The 11,626-nt window shown below is 38.3% G+C and carries 9 protein-coding genes and 1 pseudogene; 7 read left to right on the forward strand and 3 right to left on the reverse strand.

Annotated elements, in window-relative coordinates; translation table 11 throughout:
* Both QL998_RS19135 and QL998_RS19140 read right to left on the reverse strand, forming a co-directional pair.
* Positions 1 to 154 (reverse strand): transposase domain-containing protein (locus QL998_RS19135; RefSeq protein WP_182198119.1); only part of this gene is annotated, 154 nt, incomplete at its 3' end.
* A gap of 133 nt (positions 155 to 287) precedes the next feature.
* Positions 288 to 893 (reverse strand): TIGR04211 family SH3 domain-containing protein, encoded by a 606-nt coding sequence (locus tag QL998_RS19140; RefSeq protein ID WP_290193292.1) that lies wholly within the window; start codon positions 891 to 893, stop codon positions 288 to 290.
* A gap of 307 nt (positions 894 to 1,200) precedes the next feature.
* On the opposite strand from QL998_RS19140, the gene QL998_RS19145 reads away from it, so the two are divergent.
* The 4 genes and pseudogenes from QL998_RS19145 to QL998_RS19160 all read left to right on the forward strand — a co-directional run bounded on the left by QL998_RS19145 (position 1,201) and on the right by QL998_RS19160 (position 6,505).
* Positions 1,201 to 2,724, forward strand: coding sequence for a CYTH and CHAD domain-containing protein (locus QL998_RS19145; protein ID WP_290193293.1), 1,524 nt, complete (start codon positions 1,201 to 1,203; stop codon positions 2,722 to 2,724).
* Positions 2,725 to 3,390 (forward strand): START domain-containing protein, encoded by a 666-nt coding sequence (locus QL998_RS19150; RefSeq protein WP_290193294.1) that lies wholly within the window; start codon positions 2,725 to 2,727, stop codon positions 3,388 to 3,390.
* A gap of 117 nt (positions 3,391 to 3,507) precedes the next feature.
* A pseudogene (locus QL998_RS19155) lies at positions 3,508 to 4,287 on the forward strand (phosphate/phosphite/phosphonate ABC transporter substrate-binding protein).
* On the forward strand, positions 4,274 to 6,505 hold the full coding sequence (locus QL998_RS19160; RefSeq protein ID WP_290193295.1) for an ATP-binding protein: 2,232 nt from the start codon (positions 4,274 to 4,276) through the stop codon (positions 6,503 to 6,505). The pseudogene QL998_RS19155 and the gene QL998_RS19160 overlap by 14 nt, the downstream one beginning before the upstream one ends.
* 39 nt (positions 6,506 to 6,544) lie before the next feature.
* Here the strand turns inward: QL998_RS19160 and QL998_RS19165 are convergent, their stop codons facing one another.
* Entirely contained in the window at positions 6,545 to 8,062 is a 1,518-nt protein-coding gene (locus QL998_RS19165) for a carboxypeptidase (protein WP_290193296.1), read from the reverse strand.
* Positions 8,063 to 8,425: 363 nt separating this feature from the next.
* Here QL998_RS19165 and QL998_RS19170 point away from each other — a divergent pair, with 363 nt between their 5' ends.
* The 3 genes from QL998_RS19170 (at position 8,426) to QL998_RS19180 (ending at position 11,447) form a co-directional block, all read left to right on the forward strand.
* Complete coding sequence (locus QL998_RS19170; RefSeq protein WP_182197883.1) at positions 8,426 to 9,649, forward strand: diguanylate cyclase; 1,224 nt, start codon at positions 8,426 to 8,428, stop codon at positions 9,647 to 9,649.
* 220 nt (positions 9,650 to 9,869) lie between these two features.
* Complete coding sequence (locus tag QL998_RS19175) at positions 9,870 to 10,208, forward strand: P-II family nitrogen regulator (RefSeq protein ID WP_004587162.1); 339 nt, start codon at positions 9,870 to 9,872, stop codon at positions 10,206 to 10,208.
* Between the two features lie 9 nt (positions 10,209 to 10,217).
* On the forward strand, positions 10,218 to 11,447 hold the full coding sequence (locus QL998_RS19180; RefSeq protein ID WP_024598297.1) for an ammonium transporter: 1,230 nt from the start codon (positions 10,218 to 10,220) through the stop codon (positions 11,445 to 11,447).
* Positions 11,448 to 11,626: the final 179 nt, after the last annotated feature.

Consider the following 11,626-nt stretch of genomic DNA (forward strand, 5'->3'; position numbering starts at 1 on the left):
CAAGCTCAGCAGGTAACTTACGTTTGCGAATACTTGCTTTATCGGTCTGCTCGAGCACATTAGAAATCCACTCAAGAGGGATATGTTTCTGAAATGTAGATAAAGAGTCAGGAGTGGCGAATATATCTGTATCAAGTAACCAATGACTAAGCATAAAAATACCCTCATAATCAAAAGATGATAAGGGTATTGTGAAGCAACCAAAAGATCGGTCAACCGATCAAAAATACCTTAACTGATCGGTGTTAGCTATAAAGCGGCTTTTTTGTATTTAGTTGGATGGAGCTTTACGCCCAACCTTCGTAGCGCTTACGACGTGACAGCACTATCGTTAATATAATACCTAAAAACAGGCCTAAAAACGCAATAGCACCACCGTAAGTCAGTAGCTGGCGTTTCTCTTTTGAGCTAGCAGCTTCTTTTTGAGTGCGCTCTTGCTCTAGCGTTGTTTTAAGCTTAGTAATTTGAGCAGATAACTGCAGATTTTGATCTGTTAAAGTTTGATTTTGTTCTTGTAGCTGTGGAAGTTCTATTTGAGCTTGACGTAGCTTTTCTTGCATAGTGCTCATTTCGCTACTTAGTGTTTTGTACTGTTGGTGTAAACCAGCTGTTTTAGTAATAAACTTAGTTTCTATCCAGCCTTCGCGGTCTTTATCATCTTTAATTTTTATAAAGCCGTTTTCTTCATTTGATAACAAGGTTAACTTTGTTCCAGCATCTACAGAGCCGAGTAGTCGATAATTTTTACTCGCCCCAGAGCGCATAAAAGTGTATAAATTATCGACAATATAAGCGGTGTTTGCATTCGTTGAATTTGCAGGTTGTGCTTCTTGTGCATAACTCATGAATGTGGTGGCTGTTAAAAGTAGCCCTAATAAACAATGTTTTAGCATTTATCTACCTTGTTGATCTAACTGCGTCCGTTATGAACGTGATTTTTATTTCACATAAGTAGTTAGATAGTATGGATTAAATAGATCAATAGCAAGACTGATATTGTAACTCAGTACGGTAACGCAGGAGTAGTTATCGAGTCCACTAGGTTACAAGCCTCACGCTATGATTAAATTGCTCCTAGATAGAACAAAATTTAATCCACAAAGGTCATCAGGCCCTAAAATAAGGTTAAAAAATTTGCATTGTTAAGGCGCTTTGTTTATTTTGAGCACTTATTTATTTTAAAGGTAATCCGCAAACCGAATGGATACTGAGATAGAACTGAAATTTTTGGTATCAGATGCCGTTATTCCACTGATCCCCTCATTAATTACTCAATTTGCAAAAACGGTGAAGAATAAACCGTCACGCAGTTTACAAAATGCATACTACGACACGCCAAGCCGAGAGCTTAGAGCGCTTGATATAGGGTTTAGAACGCGTTGTTCTGACAGCGAATGTGAGCAAACTATAAAGCTTGCCGGTGAAGTTGTAGGTGGCCTACACCAACGCCCTGAGTACAATTTACCAATTGAATCAAGTCGCCCTAATTTAATGGCGTTTAATGCTGACATTTGGCCTCATGGTATGCAAATAAGCGCAATCTCAAAAAACTTGTATCCAATTTTCAGTACTAACTTTATTCGTCGTACTTGGTTAATTGAAACCGAAAGTGGCGCTAAAATTGAAGTCGTACTCGATAAAGGTGAAATTGCGGCTTCGGGTAAAATTGAAATTATTAGCGAGCTTGAAATTGAGCTTGTTGAGGGCAGTCGTAATGAGTTGTTTGCGTTTGCAGATGTACTGGTTAGCCAAAACTGTATTCGTTTAGGATTATACTCTAAGGCTGCGCGTGGTTATCGCCTTGCTGATGAAAAACCTTTAAGACCAAGCAAATCTATTGGTTTTGTTCAATTACCAAAGTCGACTACCCAAGAACGTGCTTTAGTTGAAGCCATGAATTTTGGCATTCGCTTTGTGCAAAAGCACGAGCAATGCTATTTCGATAAGCCAAGTTTAAAAACGCTTAAACGCGTAACTGATGGCATTAGCCTAATACGCCATACTTTTTGGTTGTATGACGATATAGTATCCAAAGAAAGTACAGAGCATTTACGTACAGAGCTTAAATGGTTATTAAGTGAATTAGCGTGGGTAGAAAACGCGATTCAATTAAAAACGTACACGTCTAAACGCCATGCTTTTTATAAAAAAATTAATGCAGCTCCAGCACTTACACAAGTCATTGGTGATTTAAAAGAGTTACAGCCAAGCATTGACGATATAAATGCACTGTTTCATAGTGCGCGTTATAATCGTTTGTTACTGTCGTTAACTACGTGGTTAATTGATAAACAGTGGCGTAAAGATTGGGGGCAAATAGAGCTTCAAGCGGCTGAGCAAAACGTGTCGTCTATTGCCAATAGGCTTTTTAATAAAGACTGGAAAAACCTGCACGAATTACTCCCTAAAGAACAAACACTCGATGTCGCTTCGTATTTAAACCTGCGCACTCAACTTGAAAATAGTTTACTGAGCGGTAACTGCTTAGGATCGTTATTTGATAAAGAAGAACGCCTAGAGTTTAGGTTGCCTTGGCTTGATATTTCTCATGGTATTTATGAGTTAAGTACGCTTGAATATTTAAAGCAGCTATGTGCAGGGCAAGAAGACGAACAGCTTGCTAAAATCCAATCATGGCTTGAGCAAAAGTCTGAATATTTGGTCAGTGCCATGGAGCAAAGTCGCCTTGCTTCATTTGATATAGAACCTTACTGGCAAAAATAAATGATGCACTTTTGTAATAAAATTCAGTTGCAAAAGTGCTTATTCGTTATTCTTTTATTAGTTAGTTTTAACACTTACGCTGAGCCAACATGGCATTTGTATAAAAACAAAAATGGCGTAAGTGTGTATTATCAAAGCCACAGTGATAATACCTTTGAAGTGAAAGCGCAGATGAGCGTGAAAGGTGTATCCACCAATGAGTTTTTAGAGTTACTTAGCGATACCGATGCCGCACCCCAATGGCTCGAAAATGTATCTCAGGTAGAGGTTATTCAGCACATAAGCCCATCAGAAAATTTAGTGTACAGTTATTTTAATTCTCCTTGGCCTGTTAGAGATAGAGATAGCATTACTCATTCTTGTTATTCACAGTTAACTGCAAATAAAAGCCAATTGCTTATTAATGCGCGCCCTAATGAGCTGCCCCAAAATGATGGTGTTATAAGAATTACTACTTTAAATGCTCGCTGGCTACTTAGTGAGGACAAAGGCCGCCTTGATATTGAATACCAAGTATATGCTTTGCCTGATGGGTCAATACCTACTTGGCTAAGCAATAAGGTCGGATTGAAAAGTACTTACAACACATTTATGAATTTGCACCAAATGCTCACACATAAAAAATACACACCAAAACTACCTGTAATCAAAGCCGGTCAGTGCTAAATATCGAATATATAATAATTTTATGGTGTGTTGAGTAGTCTTTAACTACGCTTAAACAATAATGACACGCTATTATTTGGAGAATTGATGAAGTATTTAGTGGCTATATTATGTTTTATGCACAGTTCACTCTTATTTGCTCAAGAATATACCTTTGGTGTAGTGCCGCAATATGAGCCGCAAAAGCTAAATGCTATTTGGCAACCTTTGTTAAAGCAAGTAAGTAAGCAAACAGGAGTAACAATAAAGCTAATTACAGTTGAGTCTATTCCTGTATTTGAAAAAGCCTTTGCTAATGGCGAGTACGACTTTGCATACATGAACCCATGGCACAGTGTTGTAGCATATGAAAAATAGGGGTATTTGCCACTAATAAAAGATGCAGGGCGAAAGCTGCAAGGTATTTTGCTTGTAAATAAAAATAGTGGTATTGATAATTTAAGCCAACTAGAGGGCGCCGAAATAGCATTCCCTGCACCTAATGCATTAGGTGCGTCATTATTAATGAGAGCCGACTTAGCGTTGTTGTATGGGCTAACAATAAAGCCTGTATATGTTCAAACCCACCCTTCGGTATATTTAAATGTAGCACTGCATTCAACAATGGCGGGCGGTGGTGTAATGGGCACCTTTAAACAACAACCAGAAAGCTTGCAAAATAAACTCAAAATTCTTTATAAAACGCGTGAAATTAGTCGCCATCCAATTGTAGCCCACCCAAGGGTTGACCCTACAATACAGTTAAAAGTGCAACAAGCTATTTTAGATATTGGGCAAAGCGCAGAGCATAAACATTTGCTTGCAGGTATCCCAATTATTAAACCTAGTATTGCAACTTTAGCTGAGTATCAGCAGTTAACTCAGTGGGGCTTACGCTCTTTTTATGTTGAAAATTAGTGGGTTTCGTAGCCTAAGAGCACAAAGCTTTATTGTGGTATTGCTTTGTGGCTTGCTTATGGCCTGTCTTTTTATGTTTTACGCCTTACCGGAACAAGCCCGTTGGGTAAACGATGGCCTTTCAAAGGCTGCTCAGCGTTCTTTGGCGCAGTTATCGACTTCTATAACGACTCCGTTGTTAACTAGGCAATATGCAGAGCTATATGAAGAGATAGACAGTCAACTTCAAACTCGCCCTAATTGGAAAAGTATTAAAATTGTTGATGTTGATTCAAAAAACCAATTGTATCCGCTTGAGAATTGGGTTGGAGCAAATGAAAACGGCGACATGCTGTTATCTCAACAGGTGGTATTTTTAGACAAACCGCTGGCTAATATTAGCTTGGTTGTTAATTTTACGAATGAAATTAACGAATCTTCAAAACTTCATTACACCTTAATATATATACAATTTATTATTTTAGTTATCGTTTTTATAGGTTTAGCTTGGCTGGTGGATTACAGGGTTACATCGCCTTTGAGGACGCTAAAACTTGGGTTTTCACGTTTAGCCAAAGGCGACTTTGATTGCCATATAGATAAACAACAACAAAATGAAGTGGGCAGTGTAATAAATGCATTTAATAATATGGTTGATGAGGTTGCGAATAACCATCAAAAATTAAATGCATTACGAATTCAAGCTGAGTCTGCAAGTAAAGCAAAGTCAGATTTTATGGCCAGTATGAGCCACGAATTAAGAACTCCATTAAATGCAATTTTAGGCTTAGCCCAGCTGTATGGATATGATGAGAGTGCTAATAAAGTACAAAAAGAAAACGCGAAAAGCATTTATCAAGCTGGAGAGCATTTACTATTACTCATAGACGATGTGCTTGATTTAACAGCTATTGAGTCGGGTAATATGCAGTTTAGTTTTTCTTATGTGCCTATTAAAAGCATATTAGAAGAGTCAGTAGAGCTTGTCACTGAGCTAATTAAAGGGCAATCAATAACACTGCAAACTCACGGTTTTGAGTCCTTAGAAGGATTGAGTATTTATATTGATCAGCGCTGCTTTAAACAAGTGATGCTTAACTTGCTTTCAAATGCGATTAAATATAACAAACTAAATGGCAGCATTAATATTAATTGTCGGGTGTTAAGTAATAAACAATGCGAAATAGATGTAATAGATACCGGATGCGGATTTTCTCCAGATGACATTTCTCGCCTATTTAAACCTTTTGACCGCTTAGGCGCTGAAACCAGTAAAGTAAATGGAACCGGTATTGGTTTAGTGATAACGAAGCAGCTGGTAGAGCGTATGCAAGGTTCTTTAAGCGCGCAAAGTGAGCAGCACAAAGGTTCTTGTTTTACACTAAACTTTAACAGCTTTGAGCAAACTGACTTGCCAGCACAAGTGCAAGTACCTCAAATGATACTGCAAAGCTTAGATACAGTAACTCTTCCTACGCTTGAGGTTTTAGTGGCAGAAGATCAAGTTACAAATCAGCAAGTATTAAAACAGCAATTAACCATGCTTGGAGTGTGTTCTACTTTTGTAAGTAATGGGGAACAAGCCTGGGAAACTCTGCAAAATAAGCACTTTGATATTTTGTTAACCGACATTCAAATGCCTTTACTCGATGGGTTAGGGTTAGCCAAAAAAATACGCGAAAACACTCATTTTGATAAACTTATTATAATTGCAATTACGGCCAACATTACCAAAAACAATATAGATAATTGTTATGATTGTGGAATGAACGGCTTTTTAACCAAGCCCATTGAGCTTGTTAAATTAAAGTCGTTATTGATGGAGCACTCTCAAACAATGGTTAGTACATGTTCAGATAAATCTGATAGTGAAAATATAGCTTCAGATAGTTTTGATCAACTAGATATCACGTTATTAAAAGCAATGCTTGGTGATGATCCTACTGTGCACTGCATGGTGTTTAATGCGTTTTTACAAACGGCAGGGGAGCAAATTAAATTAGCTAATGCGTATGCTAAGAGTAAAAATTATGTTGATTTGGCTTTTCAGGCCCATGCCTTAAAGTCGTCGTCAAAATCGGTAGGGGCTATTAAACTGGCTGATATATGCCAGCAGATCGAAACGTATGCAGAAAATGAATCTATTGATAACAATGAAATGCAAAGTCTCGAGACCTGCTTTAACGATGTAGTAACGCAACTTAAAAGCTATTGTTTACGATATGAAAAACGCATATAAAAAATGGCTCATAAAGAGCCATTTTATGTTTAAAATATTTTAGTATTTAGCCGCTTCCCCTTTCTTAGGTAAAGCGTCCTGTATAAAGTCACGTAAATCGTTATTAGAGCTTTCTAAGTCAGCGTGGCGAAGGTACATCATATGCCCACTTCTGTAGCCTTTAAAGCTCAAACGGTCTTTCATTTTACCGCTTGGGTCTAATTGCCATAACGTATATTTAGCGTCAAAGTAATTGGTTGCACCATCAAAGTATCCTGATTGAATCATCACGTTTAAGTAAGGGTTTTGCGCCATTGCCAAACGTAGATTTTCGCCCGTATTATTACCGGTTCTATCCCATGGGTGAACATTACCAAATAAATTATATTTTACATCTGTTTTATAATTTAGCTCTTCACGTAAGTAGTGATTAATTGCAGGAGTGAAAGAGTGTAACCAAGAGGTAAGTTCAGCCCAGTAGTCTGGGGATTCACCTGCGCCTCGTTTATCTATTCCTAAATAACGAGAATCTAAGCGACCCACAGTTTGACCACGTTCACGTAGTAGCTCTTTCCAGAAAAACTGAGTTGGAATATCTAAGTTATTTTGCTCAACAAATTTTTCTGATAAGCCAGCGTAGTGCGCCATTTTTGTAATTATGCGTTGCTTTTCATCAGCATTAATAAAGCCACCCTTAGCAAGCGCTGGGATTAACTCGTTTACAGTAAATTCTTCAACTTCAGGTAATAATTCATCTAGATCTTTAACTTGTAAATCGGCTTTAAGTGCTTTGTGATACCAAGCAGTCGCTGCAAAGTAAGGTAGGCGGTTAGCGGCTTTAATCGGACCGTCGCGCTTGATACCAATATCGGTAGGTGATACGAGAACAACACCGTTTATGTACATCCACTGACTGTTTTGAAGCTCATGAGCGAGTCCAGATACACGGGTTGTACCGTAGCTTTCACCAATTAAAAATTTAGGCGAGCGCCAGCGCTGGGCTCTATTTACAAAAGTATTTAACCACTCAGCAAGGTATTTAATATCGGCATTAACACCAAAAAATAGCTCTTTTTGTTTTGCTCTAGAAGGCAGTTCGCCTTTTTCGTTTTCAAGTACGCGAGAATAGCCAGTATTTACCGGGTTTACGTAAACAATATCGGCAATATCAAGTACAGAATATGGGTTATCTTTTACACCATAAGGTTGAATTGGATAGCCTTCGTCATCAATTTTTAATACGCGAGGGCCAGTATAAGCAAGATGCATCCATACAGAAGCCGAACCCGGCCCGCCATTAAATGAAATAAGTAATGGGCGAGCTGTCCTGTCGTCAACTTTGTCACGTGTGTAGTAGGTGTATTGTAGTGTAGCAACCGCGTCGCCTTTATCATCCCATACAGGTTGTGTGCCTGTAGCTACGGTATAACTAAAACGCTGGCCATTAATTTTAGCCTTATGTTGGGTAACTACTTTGCTGTCTACATCAATACGACGTTGGTTATCGGCAAGCGTGCTTGTACTAATTATTAATGCAATAACGGTTATCGGTAAACTGATAATACGACTAAGCTTCATTAGGTGTCCTTATTATTGTTGATACATCATTAAAGATAAAAATGAGTTAAATAACAAAAGTATTGAGACTAGTGGCCGATAATACTGGTTAAGTAAGGTATTAATACATTGAAAGGCGCGTATTAATCGCTTTTATAGTTATTTTGGATTTACTTTCTTTATTTAGTTAATTGCAAAATTCAGGTATATTGCGGCCTACTTGTATTGATTTTTTATACAGGCTATCACCAAAAAATCTAACGGATTACGCTTTCAAGCACATAAGTGCACTCTACACCGGATGTTTATGACTAATACTATTGCAGTAATTGCGTGGTATTTGTCGTTTTGTGGTAAAACTAATTAAAGGTAAAGAGAAGCTTTATGCAAAGAGTACTAGTGGTTGAAGACAGTAAAGTAGTGCAGCAGGTACTTCGCCACTTAACTGCACAATACCTTGATGTAGCAATTGATTTTGCTTGGTCTTTAGCTGAATGTGCCACTTACGTAGAAAAATACGACTACACGCTTGCGTTAGTTGATTTAACTTTGCCAGATGCTCCTCACGGTGAAGTCGCAAAATATACTTTATCTAAAAAGATTCCTACGGTTGTTTTAACCTCAAAAATAGATGAGTACAAGCGCCAACAAATGCTTGAATTGGGCGTAGTTGATTATGTTATTAAAGATAATCGCGATTCTTACCATTATGCCGTTAAGCTCGTTGCGCAATTACTCAGAAATCAAGGCTGTAAAGCACTAATAGCAGATGACTCATTACTAAGTCGCTCGTTAATGAAGCAAATGCTAGAAAAGCAATTGTTTGATGTAACAGATGCCCACGATGGACAACAAGCACTCGAAATATTAAAAGCTAATCCTGATATAAAGCTACTTATGACCGACTACGCTATGCCCTCTATGGATGGCTTTGAACTAGTCAAAGCGGTACGTAATTTTAGAGGCCGAGACGACTTAGCAATTATTGGCTTGTCGGGCGCGGGAAAGCATGGCCTATCAGCACGGTTTATTAAATACGGTGCCAATGACTTTTTAACAAAGCCATTTATGAATGAAGAGTTTCATTGTCGAGTACTTCAAACAATGGAGCAACTGTCGTTAATTTCAGATATTAAAGAAAGCGCACATAGGGATCATTTAACAGGGCTTCATAACCGACGTTACTTTTATCAATATGCAGAAAAGCTCCTTAAAAGTAAAAACCAGAAAAATACTTTGGCATTGCTTGATATCGATTTTTTCAAAAACATTAACGATACATTAGGCCATGAAGGCGGCGATCAGGCTTTAAAGCAGGTTGGTTCATTAATCCGTACTACGTTTTCAAAGTTTACGGTTGCACGGGTTGGCGGAGAAGAGTTTGCCATAATATTACCTGAAATAGAGCTAGAACGCGGTCGTGAATACTTTGAAGCGTTTAGGAAAAAGATGGCTAGTTACGATTTTTCTATTAGCGATAAATCAATTAAAATTACCACGAGTATAGGCTTGGCTGACTTTCAAGACACTAGCTTAACGCAGGCAATGCGTGTTGCTGACAAAGCATTATACGAAGCTAAAAACCAAGGCAGAAACTGCGTGGTATAACCCTTCTTAAACAAAGCTAGGTACGTGATAAATATATAGAGATATAGCACGCACCAATGTAGCTGACTTGTTAAATTAACGCACCTAATTGGTGCGTTTTTTTTGATCTTGAGTTTGTTTTTTTTACTAAGTGGCTGTTTTTAATTGATATAAAATAGTGGCACAAAGGTTGGATTGTTTAACCCAATAGGATAACAATAAAGAGTCCGAGGGGGCCGCTATGAAAATGATTAGTGCAATCATAAAACCATTTAAATTAGACGACGTGCGTGAAGCACTCGCTGATTTAGGAATTGAGGGGATGACAGTAGTTGATGTTAAAGGTTTTGGACGTCAACGAGGTCATACTGAGTTATATCGTGGTGCAGAATACCAAGTAGATTTTATTCCTAAGATCAAACTTGAAATTGCAACTCGTACTGAAAATTGTCAACGCGTTGTTGAAGCAATCACTAAAATTGCATCAACAGGTAAAATTGGTGACGGTAAAATTTTCGTGTACGACTTGGATCAAATTGTTCGTATCCGTACTGGCGAACTTGACGAAGAAGCAATTTAAGGGGGTCTCATGGAAAATACAATAATAGAACTAAAGTTTTCACTCGATACCTTCTATTTTTTAATATCAGGTATATTAGTAATGTGGATGGCAGCAGGTTTTGCCATGCTAGAGGCGGGCTTAGTTCGCTCTAAAAACACAGCTGAAATTTTAACTAAAAATGTCGCGCTATATTCAATTGCATGTACGATGTTTTTATTAGTTGGCTACAACATTATGTATGTAGACAACGCCGAAGGTGGTTTTATTCCTTCAATAGGCGCTTTAATTGGTACACAAGCTGCCGATGCTGACCATTCTTTAGAATCTGACTTTTTCTTCCAAGTAGTATTTGTTGCAACCGCTATGTCAATTGTATCGGGTGCTGTTGCTGAGCGTATGAAACTGTGGGCTTTCCTAGGTTTTGCTGTAGTACTAACTGGTTTTATTTACCCTATTGAAGGTTACTGGACATGGGGTGGTGGTTTCTTATCTGAAATGGGCTTTGTTGATTTTGCAGGTTCTGCAATTGTGCATGGCGCAGGTGCAGCCGCTGCACTAGCTGGTGTATTAATCTTAGGTGCTCGTAAAGGTAAATATGGTAAGAACGGTGAAATATACCCAATTCCAGGTTCAAACTTACCACTTGCTACACTAGGTACATTTATTTTGTGGATGGGTTGGTTTGGCTTTAACGGTGGTTCTCAATTACTACTTTCGGATAAAGAAAACGCAACTGCAGTAGGCCAAATATTACTTAACACCAATGCAGCAGCTGCAATGGGTGCTATTGCAGCACTATTTGTATGTAAAGTACTTTGGGGTAAATCAGATTTAACAATGGTATTAAATGGTGCGTTAGCTGGCTTAGTTGTTATTACAGCAGACCCTTTATCACCATCACCATTAATGGCATGTCTACTTGGTCTACTTGGTGGTGCACTTGTTATATTTAGTATCATAGCACTTGATAAAGTTAAGATTGACGATCCAGTGGGTGCTATCTCTGTTCATGGTACGTGTGGCGCATTAGGTATTATGTTAGTACCGCTAACCAATGGTGATGCAAGCTTTGTTAATCAGTTAATTGGTTTAGTGTGTATTCTTGCCTTTGTATTTGTAGCATCATTTATTGTTTGGACTGTGCTTAATAAAACAATGGGTATACGAGTAACTGAAGAGGAAGAACTAAACGGTATGGATCAACACGATTGTGGTATTGAAGCCTACCCAGAGTTTGTTTCTGTTCGAAATAGCTAATAGTTTATTTAAATAATAGTGTGTTTACACAAAGCCCTACTTCGGTAGGGCTTTTTTTGTTTGCCCAGCGAAGCTGGCAAACCCGATAGGCTGAAAGATGCCTTATCACCCTGACTAAGGGGAAGATAATCTGAATGGCAAGGGCGTCACTGGCCAACGGTGGGGTCTGAAGGAAGCCA

Source organism: Pseudoalteromonas sp. APC 3691 (assembly GCF_030408135.1).
Lineage (GTDB): Bacteria > Pseudomonadota > Gammaproteobacteria > Enterobacterales > Alteromonadaceae > Pseudoalteromonas.

Excerpts from the sequence above, each read along its gene's own strand:
- QL998_RS19140 (WP_290193292.1), bottom strand. The coding sequence starts at position 893 with ATGCTAAAACATTGTTTATTAGGGCTACTTTTAACAGCCACCACATTC.
- QL998_RS19145 (WP_290193293.1), top strand. The coding sequence starts at position 1,201 with ATGGATACTGAGATAGAACTGAAATTTTTGGTATCAGATGCCGTTATT.
- QL998_RS19150 (WP_290193294.1), top strand. The coding sequence starts at position 2,725 with ATGATGCACTTTTGTAATAAAATTCAGTTGCAAAAGTGCTTATTCGTT.
- QL998_RS19160 (WP_290193295.1), top strand. The coding sequence starts at position 4,274 with ATGTTGAAAATTAGTGGGTTTCGTAGCCTAAGAGCACAAAGCTTTATT.
- QL998_RS19165 (WP_290193296.1), bottom strand. The coding sequence starts at position 8,062 with ATGAAGCTTAGTCGTATTATCAGTTTACCGATAACCGTTATTGCATTA.
- QL998_RS19170 (WP_182197883.1), top strand. The coding sequence starts at position 8,426 with ATGCAAAGAGTACTAGTGGTTGAAGACAGTAAAGTAGTGCAGCAGGTA.
- QL998_RS19175 (WP_004587162.1), top strand. The coding sequence starts at position 9,870 with ATGAAAATGATTAGTGCAATCATAAAACCATTTAAATTAGACGACGTG.
- QL998_RS19180 (WP_024598297.1), top strand. The coding sequence starts at position 10,218 with ATGGAAAATACAATAATAGAACTAAAGTTTTCACTCGATACCTTCTAT.